The sequence below is a fragment of the Frigoribacterium sp. CFBP 13707 genome, assembly GCF_014842245.1.
Lineage (GTDB): Bacteria > Actinomycetota > Actinomycetes > Actinomycetales > Microbacteriaceae > Frigoribacterium > Frigoribacterium endophyticum.
Genome location: NZ_JACYVL010000001.1, coordinates 451,371 through 473,684, shown reverse-complemented (window position 1 = coordinate 473,684; position 22,314 = coordinate 451,371). Strand labels below are relative to the sequence as shown.

17 protein-coding genes are annotated in these 22,314 nt (G+C 75.3%); 10 read left to right on the top strand and 7 right to left on the bottom strand.

Going from position 1 to position 22,314, the window contains the following annotated elements:
- Positions 1-124 precede the first annotated feature (124 nt).
- The 5 genes from IFT45_RS02115 to IFT45_RS02095 are packed head-to-tail and all read right to left on the bottom strand — an operon-like array spanning position 125 to position 5,475.
- A complete protein-coding gene (locus IFT45_RS02115; RefSeq protein ID WP_185233594.1) occupies positions 125-1,198 on the bottom strand; it encodes a glycosyltransferase family A protein in 1,074 nt (357 codons plus the stop codon).
- Positions 1,195-1,989 (bottom strand): WecB/TagA/CpsF family glycosyltransferase, encoded by a 795-nt coding sequence (locus IFT45_RS02110; RefSeq protein ID WP_192126441.1) that lies wholly within the window; start codon positions 1,987-1,989, stop codon positions 1,195-1,197. Before IFT45_RS02110 ends, IFT45_RS02115 begins: the two co-directional genes overlap by 4 nt.
- A complete protein-coding gene (locus tag IFT45_RS02105; protein WP_192126439.1) occupies positions 1,989-3,572 on the bottom strand; it encodes a sugar transferase in 1,584 nt (527 codons plus the stop codon). Before IFT45_RS02105 ends, IFT45_RS02110 begins: the two co-directional genes overlap by 1 nt.
- Positions 3,569-4,786 carry an LCP family protein gene (locus IFT45_RS17670; RefSeq protein ID WP_192126437.1) on the bottom strand — a complete coding sequence of 406 codons (1,218 nt, stop codon included), beginning with the start codon at positions 4,784-4,786 and terminating at the stop codon, positions 3,569-3,571. The genes IFT45_RS02105 and IFT45_RS17670 overlap by 4 nt, the downstream gene beginning before the upstream one ends.
- Positions 4,783-5,475, bottom strand: a complete 693-nt coding sequence (locus tag IFT45_RS02095) for a hypothetical protein (RefSeq protein ID WP_192126435.1) — start codon at positions 5,473-5,475, stop codon at positions 4,783-4,785. The genes IFT45_RS17670 and IFT45_RS02095 overlap by 4 nt, the downstream gene beginning before the upstream one ends.
- Before the next feature lie 129 nt (positions 5,476-5,604).
- Here IFT45_RS02095 and IFT45_RS02090 point away from each other — a divergent pair, with 129 nt between their 5' ends.
- Positions 5,605-5,997, top strand: a complete 393-nt coding sequence (locus IFT45_RS02090) for a PqqD family protein (RefSeq protein ID WP_192126433.1) — start codon at positions 5,605-5,607, stop codon at positions 5,995-5,997.
- Here IFT45_RS02090 and IFT45_RS02085 read toward each other — a convergent pair.
- Entirely contained in the window at positions 5,994-8,603 is a 2,610-nt protein-coding gene (locus IFT45_RS02085) for a LuxR family transcriptional regulator (protein WP_192126431.1), read from the bottom strand. The genes IFT45_RS02090 and IFT45_RS02085 overlap by 4 nt on opposite strands.
- Before the next feature lie 243 nt (positions 8,604-8,846).
- On the opposite strand from IFT45_RS02085, the gene tatA reads away from it, so the two are divergent.
- On the top strand, positions 8,847-9,083 hold the full coding sequence (gene tatA, locus IFT45_RS02080) for a twin-arginine translocase TatA/TatE family subunit (RefSeq protein WP_192046216.1): 237 nt from the start codon (positions 8,847-8,849) through the stop codon (positions 9,081-9,083).
- Here the strand turns inward: tatA and IFT45_RS02075 are convergent.
- Positions 9,080-10,300, bottom strand: coding sequence for a GDSL-type esterase/lipase family protein (locus IFT45_RS02075; protein ID WP_192126429.1), 1,221 nt, complete (start codon positions 10,298-10,300; stop codon positions 9,080-9,082). The two genes, tatA and IFT45_RS02075, sit on opposite strands and share 4 nt — an antisense overlap.
- A 240-nt stretch (positions 10,301-10,540) precedes the next feature.
- Between IFT45_RS02075 and IFT45_RS02070 the strand changes: the two genes are divergently transcribed.
- The 8 genes from IFT45_RS02070 to IFT45_RS02035 all read left to right on the top strand — a co-directional run bounded on the left by IFT45_RS02070 (position 10,541) and on the right by IFT45_RS02035 (position 22,260).
- Positions 10,541-12,970: an excinuclease ABC subunit UvrA gene (locus IFT45_RS02070; RefSeq protein WP_192126427.1), complete on the top strand. Its 2,430-nt coding sequence runs from the start codon at positions 10,541-10,543 to the stop codon at positions 12,968-12,970.
- 82 nt (positions 12,971-13,052) lie between these two features.
- Complete coding sequence (locus IFT45_RS02065) at positions 13,053-13,715, top strand: TetR/AcrR family transcriptional regulator (protein WP_056056879.1); 663 nt, start codon at positions 13,053-13,055, stop codon at positions 13,713-13,715.
- 149 nt (positions 13,716-13,864) lie between these two features.
- Positions 13,865-16,456 carry an MMPL family transporter gene (locus IFT45_RS02060; protein ID WP_192126425.1) on the top strand — a complete coding sequence of 864 codons (2,592 nt, stop codon included), beginning with the start codon at positions 13,865-13,867 and terminating at the stop codon, positions 16,454-16,456.
- A gap of 162 nt (positions 16,457-16,618) precedes the next feature.
- A complete protein-coding gene (locus IFT45_RS02055; protein WP_192126423.1) occupies positions 16,619-18,052 on the top strand; it encodes an SIR2 family protein in 1,434 nt (477 codons plus the stop codon).
- A 376-nt stretch (positions 18,053-18,428) separates the two neighbouring features.
- Complete coding sequence (locus IFT45_RS02050; RefSeq protein WP_371810849.1) at positions 18,429-19,130, top strand: TetR/AcrR family transcriptional regulator; 702 nt, start codon at positions 18,429-18,431, stop codon at positions 19,128-19,130.
- A complete protein-coding gene (locus IFT45_RS02045) occupies positions 19,127-20,887 on the top strand; it encodes an MDR family MFS transporter (protein WP_192126421.1) in 1,761 nt (586 codons plus the stop codon). The genes IFT45_RS02050 and IFT45_RS02045 overlap by 4 nt, the downstream gene beginning before the upstream one ends.
- Complete coding sequence (locus IFT45_RS02040) at positions 20,884-21,309, top strand: DoxX family membrane protein (RefSeq protein ID WP_056056874.1); 426 nt, start codon at positions 20,884-20,886, stop codon at positions 21,307-21,309. Before IFT45_RS02045 ends, IFT45_RS02040 begins: the two co-directional genes overlap by 4 nt.
- Before the next feature lie 84 nt (positions 21,310-21,393).
- Positions 21,394-22,260 (top strand): SDR family NAD(P)-dependent oxidoreductase, encoded by an 867-nt coding sequence (locus IFT45_RS02035; RefSeq protein WP_192126419.1) that lies wholly within the window; start codon positions 21,394-21,396, stop codon positions 22,258-22,260.
- The last annotated feature ends 54 nt before the right edge of the window (positions 22,261-22,314 follow it).

The window sequence follows — 22,314 nt, the reverse complement described above, 5'->3', positions numbered from 1 at the left end:
CGGAGGCGGGCGCCGGGTCGTTCCTACCGCGCGTGGCGAGGGGCTCCGGGGGCTGGCCGCGCGCCGATCCCCGGGGGCACGGGGCAGACGGGCCCCGGGGCCGACGGGGCTTTCACCCCGGGTCTCACCCCGGGTGGACCGCGCGGCGTGCCGGCGCGGCGGGCCCGCGCCGGAGCCCGGAGCGGAGCCGGGCCCGGCCCCTCGCGTCGTGCGCGGCGTACAGCACGCGGAGCGCCGCGGTCGTCGCGGCGGGTGCCACGAGGGCGCCCCGGAGCACGCCCCAGGCCAGGGGGTCGCGTCGTCGCACGGCGCCGAGGTCGACGCCGCCGAGGGCCCGCCGGGCCCGTCGGAGCCCGTCCCGCCGCACCGCCGCGGGGGCGCCGAGGCGCACGGGCAGGGCGACGAGCGCCAGGCAGAGGAAGGTCGTGGTGAAGCGCTGGCGCACGCGCTCGTCGGCGGCCGCGCCGCCCCGCGCCCCGGCCGCCGCGAGCACGAGGTCGTGGGCCCGCTCGAGGTTGGCGAGACGCGGCGTCGAGACCCGCGTGATCGACCCCGGGCGGTGGGTCCAGTGGTAGAGCACCTCGGGCACGAACCGCACCCGGGAGGCGCGGGCCAGCACCGCCGCCGCCCCCGCGACGTCGCTCTGCGACGTCAGCTCGGGGAAGGGCGCGTCGCCGAGCAGCCGGCGCCGCAGCAGCTTCGACCAGAGGAACCCGTCGACCTGTCGGTCGAGGAGGAGCGCGAGGGCGACGTCGCCGGTCACCGTCCGGCGCTCCACGAGGCCGTCGACGACCTTGCCGGGCACCCCGGCCGCCCGTCGGTGGTCGGCCCGGCACCAGACGACGTCGACGGGGTCGCCGTCGTCGTCGCCCGTGGCGGCGGTGAGGACGGCGAGCGCGTCGTCCTCCCACTCGTCGTCGTGGTCGACGAACCACACGAAGTCGCCGACGGCGTGACGGAGCGCCCGGTTCCGGCTGCGGGCGACGCCCGCGTTCTCGTCGGCGACGACCACGACGGCGGACGGGCGCGACGCGGCCCACGTGACCAGCGCCTCCCCGGTGCCGTCGCCGGAGGCGTCGTCGACGACGACGACCTGCGCGCCCTCGGCGAGGCAGCCGTCGAGCCGGGCGAGGAAGGCGGGCAGGTGGGCGCCCGGCCGGTGCACGGCCGAGACGACGGTGACCCGGGGCGCGCTCACGAGCGCCGCCCGCGGGCCGCGAGGAGCGAGCCCAGCACGACGCCGACGAAGGCCGGGCCGCGCACGAGGTAGCGGTGCGCCAGGCGGCGCGGCTCCTGGGCGAGCCGCCAGAGCCACTCGCCGCCGAGGCGCTGCACGAGGCGCGGGGCACGCGCCCGGGTGCCCGCCGCGAACTCCACGGCGGCGCCGGCGCCGACGTAGACGCCCGGGGGGAGGCGGTCGCGCCACTCGAGGAACCAGGCCTCCTGCTTCGGCGAGCCGAGGCAGACGAAGACGACGTCGGGCCGCTCGACGCGCAGCGCGTCGGCGACGGCTCGGCACCCGGCGTCGTCGACCGAGCGCACGAACGGGAAGGGCACGGTGACGAGCCGGACGCCCGGCGACGACGCCCTCAGCCTGGCCGATGCGTCGTCGCTGACGCCCTCGGCGCCCCCGACGATCGCGACGCGCCAGCCGTTCCGCGCCGCCCGGGCGACGACGTCGCCGAGGAGGTCGGCGCCCGTGAGCCGCTGGATGCGCTGGTCGCCGAGCAGACGGGCGAGGCCGACGAGGGGGGCGCCGTCGGCGATCCGCAGGGAGGCGGCACGGTGCGCGGCGGCGGTGCGCGGGTCGGTGCGGAGGGCCAGCACCTGGTCGACGTTCGGGGTCATGACCAGGTGGCGGCCGCCCGAGGCGACCAGCGCCTCCATCTCGTCGAGGAGCTCGTCGGGGCCGCCCCGGAAGAGCGGCTGCCCGTCGAGGTGCGTGCCCCGGGCGCCGACGCGCAGCAGGGGCGCGGTGAGGAGCGACATCAGTAGGCCCCCCGTGCTCGGAGGACGGCGCCGACGGTGCGGCCGAGGATGGCGAGGTCGCCCGAGAGGGTCCAGTTCTCGACGTAGAGGAGGTCGATGACGAGCCCCTCCTCCCAGTCGAGGTCGGCGCGGCCGCTGACCTGCCACGCTCCGGTCAGGCCGGGGCGGGTGAGCAGGCGACGGTGGGCCGTGCGGTCGTAGGCCGCGACCTCGCGCGGCAGCGGCGGGCGGGGTCCCACGAGGCTCATGTCGCCCCGCAGCACGTTGACCAGCTGCGGCAGCTCGTCGACCGAGAACCGGCGGATGACGCGGCCGACCCGCGTGACCCGGGGGTCGTCGCGCATCTTGAAGAGCGGGCCGCGGGCGTCGTCGTCGTCGGAGACGAGGGCCGTGACGAGGGCGTCGGCCCCGGTCACCATGCTGCGGAACTTGTAGAGGGTGAACTCGGCGCCGTCGACGCCGACGCGGGTCTGGCGGAACACCGCGGAGCCGGGCGAGGTCAGGCGGATCGCCGCGGCCACCCCGGCGAGGAGCGGCGCGAGGGCCACGAGGCCCACGGCGGAGAGCGCGACGTCCATCAGGCGCTTGAGCACCGACTGGCGCCCGCCGAGCTGGACCCGGTCGACGCGGATGAGCTGGTGCCCGCCGACGGCGACGGGCTGCAGGCGCCGGCTCGACACCGGGCCGACCTGCGGCGACACGATCAGCTGCACGTCGGTGCCCTCGAGGGCCCACGAGACGCGGCGCACGAACTCGTCGCCGACGAGCCCGCTGCCGACGACGACGACGCCCTCGGCTCCCTTGGCGGCCAGCCGTCGCTCGACGAGCGAGACGAGCTCGGCGGTGCGGGCGACGTGGGCCACCGGGGCGTCGTCGAGGTCGTCCAGGACGACCTCCGCGACCACGTCCAGCCCCGACGACGAGTCACGGGCGAGCACGTGGCGGAGGCCGGCCACGCCGGCGGCCGTGCCGACGACCACGGTGCGCGTGCCGAGGCGCCGAGCGGCCCGCAGCGACCGGACGTGCGCCCGCCACGCGAGCCGGTTCAGCAGCAGCACGGCCAGCCCGGCGGGCACGGCGACGAGCAGCCACCCGCGGGAGATCTGCGTCTGCGTCGCGGCGGAGAAGAGGCTCACGCCGACCGCGACGACCACCGTCGCGCGCAGCAGGTCGCGGAACGCCGCGGCGCCGCTCGCGAAGAGGTCGTCGGGCCGGACGTCGGCCCGGGCGACGAGGAGGAGCAGCGTCCAGGCCGCCGTGAGCGCGACCGAGACGGTGCCGTAGCCCACGCCGCCGTCGCCGATCGCGAGCCCCTGGGGGCCGCGCCCGAACCAGGCGAGCTGCGCGGCGGACGTCGCGACGAGCAGGGCGGCCGCCTCCGTGACGGCCATCGGGACGACGGGCAGCGCACGTCGGGGGAGTCGCGGTGCCGGCCCCCGGGGCGGGGTGCGGTCGTCGGGGCGCTCGGCGGGCCGGCTGGCGGGGCGGACGGCCGGTCGCTCGGCGGGTCGGGCCCGGCCCGTGGCGGCCGGGTCGGTCGTGGCGGGGCCCGTGGTGGTCGGGCCCGGGAGGGTGCTGGTCATGGTCGCTCCGGGGTGAGGTCTGCCGCGTCGCTCCAGCGGCGCAGGTCGTCGTCGGCGATGGCGGCGGAGACGGCGGTCGTCGCCGCCTCGTCGGGCAGGACGACGGACTGGCCGCCGCCCCGCACGCCGCCGCCGGCGGTGGGGAGGGTGAAGAAGGCGACGTCGTCGGCCCGGACGCCGCGCAGCTCGTAGCCGAGGCGGGTGGTCTCGGCGGGGCCGAGCCCCGCGTCGACCGTCACCCAGCGGGTCGTCGTGCTGACGAACGAGGCCAGGCGACCGGGGTCGGCGAGGCCGTCGCGGAGCAGCCCGTCGACGACGCCGCGGAGGAACGCCTGCTGGTTGCGCACGCGCTGGTGGTCGGCGTCGGCGAACGCGTACCGCTCGCGGACGAAGGCCAGGGCCCGCTCGCCGGCGACGACGTTCGGACCGGCGGCGAAGTCGTGGCCCGGCACGTTGCGGCTGCTGAACGCGACGGGGGAGTCGACCTCGACGCCGCCGAGCGCCGTCGACATCGACGCGAAGCCCTCGAAGTCGACCAGGGCCACGTGGGCCACGCGGGTGTCGAGCAGCTGCTCGACCGTCTGCACGAGCAGCGGCGCGCCGCCCCAGGCGTAGGCCGCGTTGACCTTCGCCTCGCCGTGGCCCGGCACGTCGACCCAGAGGTCGCGCATGATCGAGACCACGGTCACCTCGCGGCGGTCGCCGGAGACGTTGACGAGCATCATCGTGTCGGAGCGCTGGCCCGTGGGCCCGGCCTCGTCGACCGGGTCGAGGTCGCCGTCGCGGCTGTCGGAGCCGATGAGCAGCACGTTGAGGGCCCCGTCGGCCGGAGGCGCGGGTCGGCTGCCGGACGGGAAGGGGTCGGCCTCGAAGGTGGTCACGCCCGACCGCCAGCCGAGCTGCACGAGGGCGCCGGCCAGCAGCGGCAGCCCGACGAGGACGACGAGCGCGGCGGACAGGCGGCGGAGGGCGCGTCGGCGACGTGGGCTCCGGGGAGACCGTCGGCCGGGCCGAGCCTCGGCCCGGGAGCCCGCGGTGCTGCGGGAGCCTCCGGAGCCGCGGGTCCCCGGGCGGGAGGACGACGCGTGCGGCTGGTGGCTGCGCCGCCGCCGGGACGGCAGCGACACGGGCTCCCCGGCGTTCTCCGGGAAGACGAGCGCCAGGCCGTCGGTCACCGGGGCGGCCTCGTCGCGGGGCGGCACGGTGCCGGTCACGACGCACCCGCGAGGGCCCGGGCGATGACGAACACCGCGTCCTGCGTGCGCAGGTCGAGCAGCTCGAAGGCCCCCGGCACCGTGGAGACCGGGTCGTCGAGGTCGGCGCGGTGGCCGTCGACGTCGGCGAGGCCGGCGCGGAGGGCGGCGGCCCGCTCGACGAACGCCCGGCCCTCGAGTGCCCCGGTCTCGGCGTGCACGGCGAGGCCGGCCAGCTCGAGGAAGGTGAAGGTGCGCTTGAGCAGTCCGGGCGCGAGGTCGAGCACGCGGTCGGAGTGGCTCCGCTCCGCCGTGACGACGAGGTCGACGTCGCCGAGCTCGGCCGGGGTCAGCTGCCGGGCACGGTGGTCGGCCGCGTCGATGCCGTGCGACCGGAGCAGCTCGAGGGTGCCGTGCGCGGCGCCGGCGCCGACCCGGGCCCGGGTGCCGCAGCTCGTGACCCGGAAGTCGCCGGGGGCGAGGCGCTCGAGCTCCGCGCCGAGCAGTCTCTCGATCAACGGCGACCGGGCCTCGTTGGCCCGGCAGACGACGACGATCTCGAAGGGGCCGTCCGCCCGGGCGGGCTCGGCGGGCTCGGTCGCGGTGGCCCAGGGCAGGCGGTGGGCGGCGGGTCGGGTCTCGGGGCGTGGCACCGTGATCAGCTCCTCGGGGTCGGTGTCAGAGGCGTGCACCGTAGGCAGCGCCGTCACCCCCGGGAGGCGCGGGTCGGGCGTCGCGACGGGCCGCGGCCCCCGAGATGTCACCCCGCCCTTCACCGGGGTGACATGTCGCATGACACCCCGGGTGCCGCGGCCGGTCCGCCGTGGGAGGATGGCCGGATGACCGACGGCGAGGGGACCGGCCGAGGGCCCGGCGAGGGGCGCGTCGCCCCGGCCGCCGGCGGCCCCGGAGCCCCCGGCGGCCGCGCCCGCCGCGGAGCCCCCACGGTCGACGGCCGCCTCGTCGTCCGCGTGTCACCGCGCGTGGCGGTCGCCCGTGACGGCGACGCGCTCGTCGTGGCCCAGCTCGACCGCAGCGCGCTCCGCCGGCTCGAGGGCACGGCGGCGGAGCTCTGGGCGCGGCTCGACGGCGTCGCCGCGGTCGACGACCTCGTCGACGCGTCGCTCGCCGACCACCCCGGGGCCGACCCCGCGGCGGTGCGTGAGCAGGTCGCGGCCTTCGTCGACCAGCTGCTGGCCGAGGGGCTGGTCGAGCGGGCGGAGCCGGCCTAGGAGGCGGTGGCCGCCTGCTCGCGGCTCACGGGGGCCAGGAGCCGCCACTCGTAGGCGACGCGCAGGGCCGCCGGCCGGGTGCTCACGCCGAGCTTGCGGTAGAGGCTCCGCACCTGGCTCTTGACGGTGTTGTGGGAGACCCCGAGGGTGCGGGCGATGTCCTCGACGGAGCCGGCGCCGCGCAGCTGCGCGAGCACGACGGCCTCGCGTCGCGTGAGCTTCGGCACGGTGAGGCCGCTCGAGTAGATGCGGGGAGCGTCGGCGAGCACGGGGTCGAGGTCGACGCCCGTCTGCCGGGCGAGGGAGCGGAGCTCCTCGGCGGGGACGAGCCACCACGGCAGGCGGAGGTCGTGGCGGGCCGACACCGAGACGGCCTGCTCGAGCGCCGTCCGCGCGACGTCGAGGTCGCCGACCCGGCCGCTGGCGACCGCCCGGACGAGCTGCAGCTCGAGCTGCGGGCGGGGCGCGAGCCGGCCCCGCCAGACCATGCGGTCGGCCACGACCCGGGCGTCGGCCGCCGCGCCCGCGAAGAGCAGCGCGCGGGCGTGCGCCCCGGCGACCGACTCGCGGCCGTCGACGAAGGGCCGCAGGGCGCCGAGGGCCGAGCGCGCCTGCTTCGAGAGCAGGAGGAAGTCGGACTTCAGGGCGGTCAGGAGCCCGTGCAGGTGGTTGCTCGCGACGCCCTGCGGGTGCGCGGCCTCCGCGTCGCGGACGACGCTGAAGCCCGTGGCCCCGTCGCCGTGGGCCAGGTGCCGCAGGGCCGTCAGCCAGGCGACGACGGGCCACTCCTCCACCGAGGCCGGCATGCTCGCCGCCGTGCGGATGCGGCGCCGGGCCTCCCGGTCGTCGCCCGCGTCGAGCGCGGCGACGCCGGCCGCGAGGTGGGCGGGCAGCGCCCAGACCGTGTGCCGCCAGTCCGACCAGCGCTCGTCGCCCTCCGCCGCGACGACGAGCGCCCGCGCCTCGCCCAGCCGGCCGTCGAGGGCGTGGACGAGGGCTGCGGTGCCGAGGGCCCGCAGGCGCACCGGGTCGGTCGCCTCGTCGAGGCGGCCGACCGCGCCGAACTCGAGCAGCGCCTCGTCGTACGCGCCCTCGTGGAAGAGCGAGAGGCCGATCTGCAGGTGGGCGTCGGCCAGTCGGCGCGCGAGCTCGGGGGTGCGGGGCACCCGGAGCTGGGCCATCGACTCGCGGGTGCGTCGGGCGAGGGCCGCGGCCCTCCCGACGCTGCCCGCCCGCCGCAGCGCCGCGATGCGCACCGCGGCGAGCCGGAGGGCGCCGGTGGGGCCCGCGTCCTTCTGCAGCTCGCGCGCGGCCGTGTCGGCGGCGGCGAGGGTGCCCGCGGCGGCCAGCCAGCTGCGACCGCGGAACGCCGAGAGCTTGCCGAGCAGACAGAGCAGCCACGGGTCGGCGCGCAGCGACGCCTCCGGCACGGTCTCGAGCACGGCCAGGACCTCGTCGGCGTGGTCGCGGGTCAGCTCGGCGTGGTGCCGCTCGAGCACCTCGCCGAGCAGGGGCCAGTCGTGGGCCGCGGCCGCGAGCCCCAGGGCCTCCCGGGCGTCGCCGTCGTCGAGCAGCTGGCGGGCGCCGGCCACCTGCACGCGCCGGGCCTCCTGCCGCTGGGCCTCGTCGACCCGGCGCTCGAGCAGGACCCGACGGACGACCGGCACCAGCACGAGGTGCCGCGTGCTGCCGACGACCGTCCACCCGCCGACGCCCGACCGCTCGACGACGTCGAGCAGCTCGGCCGCGGCGTCGTGGTCGCCGGTGACGGCCTCGAGCAGCTCGGGCGAGAGGAAGGGGAGCTCGGCGGCGGCGCGGAGCGCGTCGGCCCCGACCAGCGACTCCGCCTCCGTCGACACGTCGCGGGTCAGCTCGCCCTCGAGCCGGGCCACCAGCGGGGCGAGGTCCCGACGTCGCCAGAGGCGCCGCGGCTGCAGGGCCAGCTCGTGGGCCAGGCGCTGCACGGCGACGGCCCAGCCGCCGAGCGCGTCGTCGACGAGCGAGAGCGCGGCGTCGTCGAAGCAGACCCCGCGGGCGGTGAGCATCGCCGCGACCTCGCCCCGGTCGAGCTCGAAGACGTCGGGGGCGACGAGCTCGACGTCGAGGTCGGCGCCGGCGGCGCGCTCGAAGGTCGTCCGCACCCGGCCGACCAGCACGACGTGGAGGTGGTCGTGGCGCAGCACGAGGCGCTCGACGTCGGCCGCGAGCCGCGGGTCGTCGAGGCGGTCGACGTCGTCGAGCACGACCGTCACCGGCCCGGCGGTGCCGCCGAGCGCCTCGTCGAGCGCGGCCAGGGGGGCGCCGCCCAGGTCGCCGGCGGCCGGGTCGAGCAGGCGGGCCACGCCGGCCCAGACGTCGGCGACGGCCTGGTCGCCCCGGACCGTCCACCAGGCGCCCCTGACCGGCGCCTCGTCGAGCCAGGCCGCGACCGCGGTCGTCTTGCCGACGCCGGCGGGCCCCCGCACCACGACGACCGAGGCCTCCGCCGCACGGCTGAGGGCCTCCGAGACGCCGTCGCGGCGCAGCACGTGGCGGCGGGTGCGGGGGCGACCGCGGAGGCCCTGGTCGGGGGAGCGGTGCTCGGCGAGCGTGGACGTGGGTGACATGGGGGCCTCTCCTGTAGAAGATATCCAGTGCAGGAACACAAAATATCACACTCATCACGCCGGAGGTGAGATCTCCTCCTCACCGACGTGAGACCGGGTGACCGGCGGGGTGGAGGCGGGGGTGGCATCGCGCGGCGCCTCGGCGAGGGCGACGGGGCCGGCTCGTCGGGCGACCGTCCGGCACGGCCTACGGTGCGGCACGACCCGGGACCTCCGGGGCGCCCCACGACCCAAGGAGTCCCCATGCTCGCCAACCTCGGCGGAATGCACCTGCTGATCATCCTCGGCATCGTCCTGCTGCTCTTCGGCTCGACGAAGCTCCCCGCCCTCGCGAAGGGCCTCGGCCAGTCGATCAGCATCTTCAAGAAGGAGACCGAGAAGGGCGCCGAGGCCGACGCGGCGTCGGCGGCCGCCCCGACGGTGGCCGCGACCGCCGCCCCCGCGACCACGGCGCCGGCCCCGGCCGACCCGGCGCGCTAGGCGGCTCGGCGCCAGAGCTCCCGCTCGATGTCGAGGGCCAGCTCGCGGAGGGCGTCGAGCGGCAGGCCCCGCACGTCGCGGGGCTCCGGGTCGAAGACGCAGAGCGCCCCGATGCGGATGCCCTCCGCGGTGTGCACCGGGTAGCCGGCGTAGAACCGGATGTCGTTGCGGGGCACCGTCAGGGTCGTCTGCCAGGCGTCCGCCACGACGAAGGGCTCGTCGGCGTCGACCGTCGTCGCGCAGAACGACTCGCTGAGCGGCACGGCCGTGCTCGAGCCGAGGGTGCTCACGACGTTCCACTGGTGGTCGTCGAGCACGAGGTTGAACGCGGCGCCGTCGGTCTCGAACAGGGCCCTGGCCTGGTCGGTGATCTGCTGGAAGGCCGCCTCCGGCTCGGGCTGCACGACGCCCGACGCGGCGATCGCCTCGAGCCGCGTCGGCTCGGGCTGCGGGCGGCTCCGGGCCCGCTGCGGCGAGTCGATGCGCGCCCGCTGGGCGTGCAGCAGGGGCGCGACGTGCTCACTGAGCGCCTCCGCCCAGGTCTCGTAGAGCTCGGCCGTGGCCTCCGCGCGCCCCGGCGACCGGTCGTCGTCGACGGCCTCCGCGCCTCCCCCTCCCGGCAGCGTCAGGTGGGTGACCCGGGCGTGCTCGGCGCAGACCCCCGCCGAGACCTCGGCCAGCAGGGCCGAGTGGCGCTCGGCGAGCGCCGTCGGCTGCACGCCGAACGTGCCCAGCGCGTCGGCCAGGGGAGTGGAGGCGACGACCACCCTCGCGCACGGCCTCGTGCGCTCGAGCAGGGCCGACACGAGGCCGTCGAGGTCGCGGGCGCAGGCGCGGGGCGACCGCAGGGTCATCGCCTCGGCGGCCCCGAGCGTCACCACCACGACGTCCCAGTTCTCGAGGAAGGCGTCGCCGAGCACGGTGTGCAGCGACGGCACCCGGTGCGTCGGGTCGGCGAGGGCCGCGACGTGCGAGCCCCGGCCGGTGCGGCGGGCCAGGCGCCGCGCGAGCCGGCCCGGCAGCGCGACCGAGTGCGAGCTCGTGCCCCAGCCGACGGCGGGGCCGGCCCCCACGATGAGGACCCGGTCGGGGTCGAGGCCCGCCCCGGCGCCGAAGGGCACGTCGCGGGGCCGCGGCGTCGTCGTCGACCGCGCGCAGAGCCAGGCGTACCGGGCCGCGAGGGCGGGGGAGAGGAGGAGGCGCCCGGCCGGGTTCACGACGTCGCCCCGGCGCCGCGCGCCCTCGTACGGCCCGAGCCGCCCTGCGTCGTCTCGCCCATCGTGCTGTCTCCCTGATCCGGTGTCGCCGGCGACGAGTCGGTGTGCAGCGGTGCTGCCTCGTGCCCGACGCCTCGGACGTCGTCCCCCCACGCTAGCCACGCGCGCCCGGGCAGACAAGGTGGTCTGCCCGGGAGTCTCCCCGGCCCCGCCGCGGACCGGCCGCCTACCATCGACCGGATGCCTGCCGACCGCACCCGCGCTTCCTCGTCCGCCCCCGACCCGGTCGACGGCTTCGTGCGGGTGCGGGGCGCCCGCGAGAACAACCTGCGGGCCGTCGACGTCGACGTGCCCCGCGACCGCATCGTCGCGTTCACCGGGGTCTCCGGCTCGGGCAAGTCGTCGCTCGCCTTCGGCACCGTGTTCGCCGAGGCGCAGCGGAGGTTCCTCGAGTCGGTGGCCCCCTACGCCCGCCGGCTGATCGCGCAGGGGTCGACGCCCCGGGTCGACTCGATCACGGGCCTGCCGCCGGCCGTCGCGCTGCAGCAGCGGCGCGGCGCGCCCAGCTCGCGCTCGTCGGTCGGCACGGTCACGACGCTGTCGAACTCCGTCCGCATGCTGTGGTCGCGCGCGGGCACCTACCCCGAGGGGGCCGACCGCCTCGAGTCCGACTCGTTCTCGCCGAACACCGTGGCCGGCGCGTGCCCGCGCTGCCACGGCCTCGGGGTGGCGCACGAGGTGACCGAGGCCTCGGCCGTCCGTGACCCGTCGCTGAGCATCCGCGACGGCGCGATCGCGGCGTGGCCGGGCGCCTGGCAGGGCAAGAACCTCCGCGACGTCACCGCCGTGCTGGGCTACGACATCGACCGGCCGTGGCGGGAGCTGTCGCGGGAGGACCGCGACTGGCTGCTCTTCACCGAGGAGCAGCCGGTGGTCGAGGTGCAGCCCCAGCGCGACCGCGTCGCCAAGCCGTACAAGGGCCGCTTCTGGAGCGCACGGCAGTTCGTGCTGCACACCCTCGCCGACTCGCAGAGCGAGACGCAGCGCACGAAGGTGCTGCAGTTCGTCGAGTCGGGGCCGTGCTCGCTCTGCGGCGGCACCGGCCTCACCCGGGCCGCGCTCGCGGTGACGGTCGCGGGCCGCACGGTCGCCGAGCTGAACGCGCTGCCGCTCACCGAGGTCGCCGAGCTGCTGCGGCCGATCGCGGCGATCACCGACGCCGGCGTCGCGACGTCGCGGGCGTCGTCGGGCGAGCGCACCGAGGTCGCGGTCGCGATCAGCCGCGACCTGCTCGCGCGGGTCGAGGTGCTGACCGAGCTCGGCCTCGGCTACCTCAGCCTCGGCCGGGCCACCCCGACGCTCTCGCCCGGCGAGATGCAGCGCCTGCGCATCGCGACGCAGCTGCGCTCGGGCCTGTTCGGCGTCGTCTACGTGCTCGACGAGCCGAGCGCGGGGCTGCACCCGGCCGACGCCGAGCCCCTCGTCGAGGTGCTCGAGCAGCTCGTCGCGAGCGGCAACAGCGTCTTCGTCGTCGAGCACGACATGGACGTCGTGCGCCGCGCCGACTGGGTCGTCGACGTCGGGCCCGCCGCCGGGGCCGGCGGCGGCGAGGTGCTCTACAGCGGCCCGGTCGCCGGGCTGGCCGACGTCGAGGCGTCCGTGACCCGCCGCTTCCTGGGAGCCGAGGAGGCGCGCCCCGCCCCCCGCGAGCCGCGCACGCCGGCCGCGTGGCTGGAGCTCCGCGACGTCACGCGGCACAACCTCCGAGCGCTCGACGTCGACGTGCCCCTCGGCGTGCTGACCGCGGTCACGGGCGTCTCCGGCTCCGGCAAGTCGACCCTCGTCGGCCACGTCGTCGCCGAGCGCGCGGTCGAGCACCCCGGCGTCGACCGCGTCGTGCAGGTCGACCAGAAGCCGATCGGGCGGACCCCGCGGTCGAACCTCGCGACGTACACCGGCCTCTTCGACGCGGTCCGCGCCTCCTTCGCGGCCACCGACGAGGCGCGGGCCCGGGGCTGGGGCGCCGGCCGCTTCTCGTTCAACGTCGTCGGTGGCCGGTGCGAGGTCTGCCAGGGCGAGGGGTTGGTCTCGGTCGAGCTGCTCTTCCTGCCCGGCTCGTACGCGCCGTGCCCGGAGTGCCACGGGTCGCGCTACGCGCCCGAGACGCTCGAGGTCACCTGGCACGGCGCCACGGTCGCCGACGTGCTCGGCATGACCGTCGAGGAGGCCGCGGGCTTCCTCGCCGAGGTGCCCGCCGCCGCCCGGGCGCTCGAGGCCCTGCGGCAGGTGGGCCTCGGCTACCTGCGGCTCGGGCAGCCGGCCCCCGAGCTGTCGGGCGGCGAGGCGCAGCGCATCAAGCTGGCGACCGAGCTGCAGCGCGCCCGCGGCGGCCACACGCTGTACCTCCTCGACGAGCCGACGACGGGGCTGCACCCGGCCGACGTCGAGCTGCTCGTCGCCCAGCTGCAGCGGCTCGTCGACGCCGGCGGCACCGTGGTGCTCGTCGAGCACGCGATGGACGTCGTCGCGGCGGCCGACCACGTGATCGACCTCGGCCCGGGCGGCGGCGACGCGGGCGGGCAGGTCGTCGCGAGCGGCACCCCGCGCGAGGTCGCGGCGAGCACGGCGAGCCGGACGGCGCCGTACCTCGCGCGGCGGCTCCGGCCCTGACGACGGCCCGGGGCTCAGGGGGCCTGAGAATGCGCCCAGAGCAGGGTGCACCGAGTGCGTGGGTGCACTTAGTGTAATCACCGTGACCGCCGCTCCCGCCCTGGACCGACGTGCCGCCCTCAAGGCGCGGCACCGGCAGGCGATCCTCGACGCGGCCGACGCCCTCATCGCCGAGCGGGGCGCCCCGAGGTTCAGCGTCGACGAGCTCGCCGAGCGCGCCGACGTGTCGCGCCGCACGATCTTCAACCACTTCTCCGGCCTCGACCAGGTGGTGCTGACCCTCGGCACCGTCGCCATCACGAACGCCGTCGAGGAGTTCCAGACCGCCACCGCGGCCGTGGCGACCCCCGCCGCGGTGCTCACTCGCGCCTCCCTGTTCGACGAGGTCACGCTCGCCCTCCGCAGCATCGACCTGCCGGCCGTGATCGCCTACCTCTGGCGCGTGCTCGAGGGCGGCAGCGAGGGGCCGGGCGAGCCGAACGTCATGCAGGACGTCTTCTCGCGGGCGACCGAGCACCTCTCGGCCGACGCGGCCCGCCGCAGCTCCGAGGTCGACGACCTCGACGTCGAGCTGCTCGTCAGCTCGCTGATGCACGGCATCGCCGTGATCGCGGTGCACTGGGTGCGCCGCACCGACGGCGCTCTCGACGACGCGTCGCGGGCGGTCTGGGGCGAGCTGCTCGACCGGCTGGTCGAGACGGTGCGCACGGGCTACCCGGCGGCCCGCGGCCCCGACGGGCCCTGACCCGCACCGACCGCCCCCGGCGCCCCGACCCGGCGCCCCCCGATCCGCCGCACCCCGGCTGCTCCGCCCCTCCTCCCGACGACGCGAGGCCCACCGCACCCCGGCCACCACCGCACGGCCACCACCGCCCCACCTGGAGGACCACCACCATGGCGACACTGCTCTACCGACTCGGCCGCCTCGCGGCCCGACGCGCCTGGCTGGTGATCGTGGCGTGGGTCGTCGTGCTCGGCCTCGCCGGCGGCGCCTTCGCCCTGTTCGGCGGAACGCTGACCTCCGCCGTCAGCATCCCCGGCACCGCGACCCAGGCGGTGAGCGACGAGCTCTCCGAGAAGTTCCCGGCCGCGAGCGGCGGCTCGGGCTCGGTGGTCTTCACCACCTCCGACGACTCGGCGTTCACCGACGAGCAGAAGACCGAGATCGCCGACCTGCTCACCCGCACGGAGGAGCTCGACGACGTCAAGGGCACCACGAACCCCTTCGACACCCAGGCGCAGCTCGCGGAGCAGGCGCAGAAGGTCACCGACGGGCGCGCCCAGATCGACGCGGGCACGGCGCAGCTCGAGGCCGGGCAGGCGCAGATCGACGCCGCGCAGGCGCAGCTGACCGCCGGCCAGCAGCAGCTGGACGCGGCGAGGGCCCAGGCCGAGGCCGCGGGCCAGCTCGCCGCCGCCCAGGCGCAGCTCGACGCGCAGCAGGCCCAGATCACCGCGGGCCAGCAGCAGATCGACGAGCAGCAGGCCACGCTCGACGCCAGCCGCACCGAGCTCGAGACGCAGTCGACCACGCTGGAGGACGGCGCCGACCTGCTCGCCCTCGCGGAGGAGATCCGCCAGGTCTCGAAGGACGAGACGACCGCGGTCGCCAGCATCCAGTTCGACAAGGCCCTCAACCTCGTGACCACGGAGTCGAAGGACGCCCTCGTGGAGGAGATGCAGGGCGCCGACATCGCCGGCGTCGACGTCGAGGTGTCGAACGACATCGCCGCGAGCATCCCCGAGATCCTGGGCCCGGGCGAGGTCGGCGGCGTCGTCATCGCCGCGATCGTGCTCTTCGTCATGCTCGGCACCCTCATCGGCGCCGGCCTGCCGCTCGTCAACGCCCTGATCGGCGTCGGCGTCGGCGTGCTCGCCTCGCTCGCCCTCTCGGGCACCGTCGAGATGCTGTCGGTCACCCCCGTGCTGGGCGTGATGCTCGGCCTCGCGGTCGGCATCGACTACTCGCTCTTCATCCTCAACCGCCACCGGCAGCAACTGCGCGACGGGGTGCCCCTCGAGGAGTCGATCGGGCTCGCCAACGGCACCTCGGGCAACGCCGTCGTCTTCGCCGGCTCGACCGTGCTCATCGCCCTCCTGGCGCTGAACCTCACGGGCATCCCCTTCCTCGGCCTGATGGGCACCGTCGGCGCGGTCTGCGTCTTCGTCGCCATCCTCATCGCCGTCACGCTCACCCCGGCGCTGCTGCGCCTGGTCGGCATGCGCATCCTCACCAAGAAGGTGCGCGCCCGCGTCGGCCAGACCGGCCCGGTGAAGGTGCCCACCTCGCCGATGCGCACCGGCCGTGCCGTGCTCACGCTGGTCGCCGGCGTCGCCGTGCTGCTGATCGTCGCCATCCCCGCGCTGTCGATGCGGCTCGGCCTGCCGGCCGGCTCGTCGGAGCCCGTCGACTCGAGCGCGTACACGGCGTACAAGCTGATCGACGACAAGTTCGGCGCCGGCGTCAACGGCCCGCTGATCGTCGTCGCCGACCTCGACCAGGCCGTCTCGGAGGACGACCTCGTCGCCGAGCAGGTGCGCATCGGAACCGAGATCAAGGGCGAGGACGACGTCGTGGCGGTGGCCCCGATCGGCGCCTCCGACGACGACCGCACCCTGGCCTTCCAGGTGATCCCGCAGGGCGGCCCGTCGAGCGAGTCGACCGAGCAGCTCGTGCGCGACCTGCGCGGGCTCGACGTCGAGGGCGTCTCCGCGCTCGGCGTCGCGGGCAACGCCTCGGGCAACATCGACGTCAGCGAGAAGCTGGCCTCGGCGCTGCCGCTCTACCTGCTCGTGGTCGTCGGGCTGTCGCTGATCATCCTGATCTTCGTGTTCCGGTCGATCCTCGTGCCGATCACGGCGACGCTCGGCTTCGTGCTGTCGCTGTTCGCGGCCTTCGGCGGCGTCACCGCGGTGTTCCAGTGGGGCTGGCTCGCGCCGGTCTTCGGCGTGCACGACCCGGGGCCCATCCTGAGCTTCCTGCCGATCCTCATGGTCGGCGTGCTGTTCGGGCTCGCGATGGACTACCAGCTGTTCCTCGTCAGCGGCATGCGCGAGTCGTTCGCGCACGGCGCCCCGGCCCGCCTCGCCGTCCAGCGCGGCGTGCACGCCGGGCGGACGGTGGTCATCGCCGCGGCCCTCATCATGACGGCGGTCTTCTCCGGCTTCGTCTTCTCGAACTCGGTGATGATCCAGTCGATCGGCCTCGGCCTCGCCCTCGGCGTGCTCGTCGACGCGTTCGTCGTCCGCCTGCTGCTGATCCCGGCCGTGATGCACCTGCTCGGCGACGCCGCGTGGTGGATCCCCCAGTGGCTCGACCGCATCCTGCCCGACGTCGACGTGGAGGGTGCCTCGCTCGAGCGCTCGCACCCGGCGGCCGCGCACACCGCCGACGAGCAGCACCACTCGCACGTCGCTCCCGGCGCCGAGGTCGACGCTCCCGTGACGGCGACGGCGCACGACGGCGACGGAGCGCACCGGGCGTAGCCCCGGCCCCGCGAGCGCGGGGGAGCGACCGTGGGAGGCGCGGTGTCGGTCTGACCGGCACCGCGCCTCCCGTGCGTGGTCCGGCCAGTCTCGTGACGACGTTCGCGACGAGTTGTCCACAGGTGCATCCGTGATGACGGGCCCTGCTGGCATGATCTGGCCATGAGTGCACCGGATCTGAGCGAGGAGACCGTCAGCGCGCTGCGATCCGCGGGGCTGACGGCCCACACCACGGTGCTCCTCGGGGCGGGTGCTTCCGTGACCTCTGGACTCCCCACGTGGGACCAGCTAGCCGAGCGGCTCCTCGTCGCGAGCGGGGCCGTCGGCTCTCCGGAGGAGGCTCAGCTCCTCCTGACTCGTCAAGATCCCCTCATCGTCGTCGAGGCTGCGCGGTCCGCCCTGGGGAGCGACTGGGAGCGGAAGCTGAGGGCGAGTCTCTACGAGGGCGTCACCGCGGCGGAGTTCTCGGCTCTCCACAGGGCGACGGCGGCCCACGCCATCGAGTCGGGCCCCGGGGGGACCACCTTGGCGACGCTGAACTTCGACACGCTGCTGGAGGGTGCTCTGGAAGCCGAGGTCGGCGCCGCGGCCCTCCCCGTGACCACCAGTGTCGCCCCCGACGGGCATGAGGGATTCGTGGTGCATCACCTGCACGGCATCGTCACGCCCACGTCCTCCGAGGGCGTCGTCGTCGCTCTCACCGACGTCCTGGACCTGGTCGAGCAGGAGAGCCCCTGGCAGCTCGTGTTCCTGCGGCGGGTAGTAGAGCGCGGAGCGGTGATCATCGCCGGTACCTCCTATCGTGACCCGGACATCCGGCAGTGGTTCCACGCCGCCCTGGCGGAGGCGCCGAGCCATCACGCTGTCTTCGTCATCCTGGCTCGGGAGGGGTTCGGAGTCACCAAGGAGGAGTTCCGAAGCCTCGCGAGATCGTTGAGCCTGCAGTGGACCGCCATCGGGATCCGCCCGGTCCTCGTCCACGACTACGCGGACGCTGCCCAGGTCGTCAGGGAGCTCCGCTACATCGACCGTGACGGGTACCTCTCGCCCGCCGACCGGGCTGCTTGCGTCTGGCGCCACCACGAGCACGACTTCCGTGCCCTCCAGAACGCCTACGTGGCCGTCCTGCGCGAAGATGCAGAGATCCTCCAGGGCGTCCTCGATGTCGAGACCCTCAACGTGTCACTGTGGCTGAGCGATGCCGATGGGACCCTTGCGCGGTGGGCCTCCCAAGATCGGCACTACGACGGGGCATCTGCTCTGAGACGGGCCGACACGGGCTTCGACAGCATGTGGATCGCCGGGCGGGCCCTCGGCAGCGACGAGCTGCTGGTCAAGGACCTCCCACCCGATCGGTTGCGACGCTGGTCCTCGGTGATAGCCCTGCCGATCCCTGTCCTCCATCCTCACCTGCCCGCGATGACCAGTGCCGTGATCACCATCGGCCTCCCCGACGAGGCGAGGCGCTACGAGTCCTCCAGCTACCGGTGGAAGGGGCCGTTGGCGGACATCGGCGACGCCTGGAGCACTCGGCTCACAGACGGGCTCGAATGGCCTTCCGGGGCCTACACTTCTGACACGACTTCGGAGGCGTGATGGCAGATTCCCAGAAGCACTCGTCATATCAGGCGCTCGGTGGCGGCGTCTACCGCGTGGTCGGAGTGCATCGAAGTGCGGTCACCGGCAGGTACGTCACTTCTGCCGCGGCGAAGCGTGCCGTGCCCGCAGGTCGTGAGCGGCCGGACAAGAGCGACAAAGGCCCCTCGAAGTAAAGGCCCTTCCGGGAGCGACCGGGGGAGGCGCGGTGTCGGTCTGACCGGCACCGCGCCTCCCGTGCGTGGTCGGGCCGTCTCGGCGATCTCTCAGTTGCTGAGAGTTGCACTCTACGCCCCAGGGTGCAATTCTTCTCGTCGGGCACCGCGCCCTCGGCGACGTCGCCGGCCCGCACCGCGACGACCGAGAGGAGGCACCCGTGACCGACAGCACGATCGAGAGCGGCCCCGAGGCGCTCGGCAAGGCCGCGCTCCGGCGGCTGCGCGTGCGCTCCGAGCTCGTCGCCGAGGCCCGGCGCCTGACCGCGGCGGAGGGCCTGGCCGGCTTCACGATCGACGAGCTCTGCACGACGGTCGGCATCTCGCGCCGCACCTTCTTCAACCACTTCGCGTCGAAGGACGACGTGGTCGTCGGCGTCGCCCTCGACGACGACGACGAGCCGCTGGAGGCCTACGCCGCGACCCGCCGCGACCCGGCGCTGCCGCCGTTCGCCACGACCTTCGACGACCTGTCGGCGATGCTCGTCGAGCGGATCCAGCACGTCGGCCTCACCCGCGCCCGCGCCGCCGAGTTCAAGGCCGCGCTCGACCGCGAGCCGCGCCTGCTCGGCAGCGTGATGCGCCAGGGCGACGAGCAGCAGCGGCGCATCGCCGCCGCCGTGGCCGCGCACGAGGGCCTCGACGTCTCCGACCCCCGCGTCGACGTCGTCGTGACCCTGATGACCGGCCTCGCGCAGCGCTCGATGGCCGTCTTCTTCACCGCTCAGGGCGACCAGGCCCAGCGCTTCGACGCGGTGCTCACCGAGCAGCTGCGGCTCGCCCGCGAGCTGCTGGCCGCCGACGCCGCCCCCGTGACACCCCCGCTCCCCACGACCGACCGAGAGGCGCCTCGATCCGCATGACGACCACCACCGAGAAGCGGGCCGACGCCCCCTTCCTGCTCACCCAGAGGCGCATCTGGATCATCTTCGGCGCGCTGATCTCCGGCATGCTGCTGTCGAGCCTCGACCAGACGATCGTCTCGACGGCCATGCCGACCATCGTCGGCGAGCTCGGCGGCGTCGAGCACCAGGCCTGGATCACCACGGCCTACCTGCTCGCGACGACGATCGTCATGCCGATCTACGGCAAGTTCGGCGACGTGCTCGGGCGGCGCAGCCTCTTCCTCGTCGCCATCGCGATCTTCACCCTCGCGAGCATCGGCTGCGCCTTCGCCACCGACTTCTGGATGTTCGTCGTCTTCCGGGCGATCCAGGGCCTCGGCGGCGGCGGGCTGATGATCCTGTCGCAGGCGATCATCGCCGACATCGTGCCCGCCTCCGAGCGCGGCAAATACCTCGGCCCGCTCGGCGCCGTCTTCGGCCTCTCCGCCATCGGCGGCCCCCTGCTCGGCGGCTTCTTCGTCGACCACCTCACCTGGCAGTGGGCGTTCTACATCAACGTGCCCGTCGGGGTCGCCGCGTTCGTCATCGCCTGGATGGCCCTGACCCTGCCCAGCAAGAAGGCCACGAAGAAGGTCGACTGGCTCGGCGTCGTGCTGCTCTCGGCGGCCACCACCTGCCTCATCTTCTTCACCGAGTTCGGTGGCCAGGCCGACCACGGCTGGGGCGCCCCCGAGACCTGGCTGTGGGGCGCCGGCGTGCTCATCGCGGTCAGCCTCTTCGTGCTCGTCGAGTCGCGGGCCGACGACCCGATCATCCCGCTCTCGTTCTTCCGCAACCGCGTGTTCGTGCTCGCCACGGCCGTCGGCTTCGTGCTGGGGATCGGCATGTTCTCGGCCATCGCGTTCGTGCCGACCTTCCTGCAGATGTCGTCGGGCGCCTCCGCGGCGGTCTCCGGCCTGCTGCTGCTGCCGATGATGGCGGGCCTCATCGGCACCTCGATCATCTCGGGCAACCTGATCACCAAGACCGGTCGCTACAAGATGTTCCCCATCGTCGGGACGGTGCTCACCGGCATCGCGATGGCCCTCTTCACGACGCTCACGGCCGACACGCCCCTCTGGCTGATCTGCGTGTTCCTGCTGGTCTTCGGCGCGGGCCTCGGCCTCATCATGCAGGTCGTGGTGCTCGTCGTGCAGAACTCGGTCGACGCGGCGAACGTCGGCACGGCGACCAGCACGAACAACTACTTCCGCGAGGTCGGCGCCGCGCTCGGCGTCGCGATCTTCGGCGCGCTCTTCACGAGCCGCCTCACCGAGAACCTCACCAGCGTCTTCACCGGCGCCGGGGCCTCGGCGGGCGACGCCGCGCAGTCGACGGCCACCCTCGACCCCGCGGCCCTGAACGAGCTGCCCGAGGCGATCCGTCGCCAGGTCGTCGAGGGCTACGCCGACGCGCTCGCCCCGGTCTTCGCCTACCTCATCCCTTTCATCGCCGTGGCGTTCGTGCTCGCGCTCTTCCTGCCGCAGATCGCCCTCAGCGACGTGGCCGGCATGGTCGCCCGCGGCGAGGCCGTCACCGGCGAGGAGGCCGACCGGCTCGAGGCGGAGGCGCGGGGCCGCACCGCAGGAGCGCCCGCCGCCACGTCCGCCGCCGGCGAGACCGCCACCGCCGCCGCCGTCGCCACGGGCGCGCCCGTCGCCCCGCTCGACGGCGCCGTGGGCGACACCGACCCGCACCCCGACTCCACCCGCACCGACCGAACGGACCGACCATGACCTCGCGCAAGCTCCCCCGCACCTCCGTGCCCCGCACGATCGGCCGGGTGCTGCTCGGCTCCGCGCTGGTCTTCGCCGGCACCAGCCACCTCACCTTCGGCCGCGAGGACTTCCGTGCGCAGGTGCCCGAGTTCGTCCCGCTCAGCGAGGACGTCACGGTGCTCGCCTCGGGCGTCGCCGAGATCTCGCTCGGCGCCGCGCTGATCGCCCTCCGCGGCCGCCGCGTCACGGTCGGCTGGGTCGCCGCGATCTTCTTCACGGTGATCTTCCCCGGCAACATCGCGCAGCTCATCCACCACCGCGACGCGTTCGGGCTCGACACCGACACCAAGCGCGGCCTGCGCCTGCTCGGCCAGCCGCTGCTGATCGCCTGGGCGCTCTGGTCGACCGGAGCCTGGCGCGACCGGAAGCGCCGCCGCTAGCCGCACCGCGCCTCCCGCGCTCCGCCCCGCGCCCCTCCTCCCGCACCCAGGCGGGGCGGGGGGCGCGCGGCTATCGTGCACGGCATGACCGTCACGCTGCCCGCCCCCGCCCGACTCGACGACCGGACGGTCGTGATCACCGGCGCGAGCTCGGGCATCGGCCGCGCCGCGGCCGTCGCCCTGTCGGGCCTCGGCGCCACCGTCGCCGTGGTCGGGCGCAACGCGGAGCGCACCCGCCGCGTCGCCGACGAGGTCGGCGGCCAGGCCTACCTCGCCGACTTCACCGACCTCGCCGCCGTGCGCTCGCTCGGCGAGCAGCTGCTCGCCGACCACCCGCGCATCCACGTGCTGGCGAACAACGCCGGCGGCCTGATGCCCGAGCGCGGCACCACCGGCGACGGCTTCGAGACGACGCTGCAGAGCAACCACCTCGCGGCCTTCCTGCTGACCTCGATCCTGCTGCCGCGCCTCACCGAGACCGCGCAGGACGTCCCGCCGGGCGCCGTCCGCATCGTCCAGACGTCGAGCGCCGGCAACCTGATGGGCCGCGTCGACCTCGACGACCTCGACAGCTCGCGCGGCGCCTGGCTCGGCGGCATGCGGGCGTACGGCACGTCGAAGCTCGCGAACGTGCTCTTCACGCGCGAGCTGGCGCGCCGCCTCCGCGGCACCGCGGTCGACGCCTTCGCCTTCCACCCCGGCTTCGTCGCCTCGAGCTTCGGCGGCGGCGGCCCCGTCGTCAGCCTCGCCAAGAACCTCGCGATCAGCACCGAGCAGGGCGCCGAGCCCCTCGTCCGGCTCGCGGCCGCGGCGTCGGTGCCCGCCCCGAGCGGCAACTACTTCGACCGCCTGAAGGCCCCCGGCCGCGTCGCGGCGCAGGCCGGCGACCGCGAGCTCTCGCGCGGCCTGTGGGAGCGCAGCGCGGCGATGGTCGGCGTCTCCGCCGCCTGACGCCCCGGCGCTGCCCCCCCCGCAGCCTCGTCCCCGGCGAACCACCGACTGATC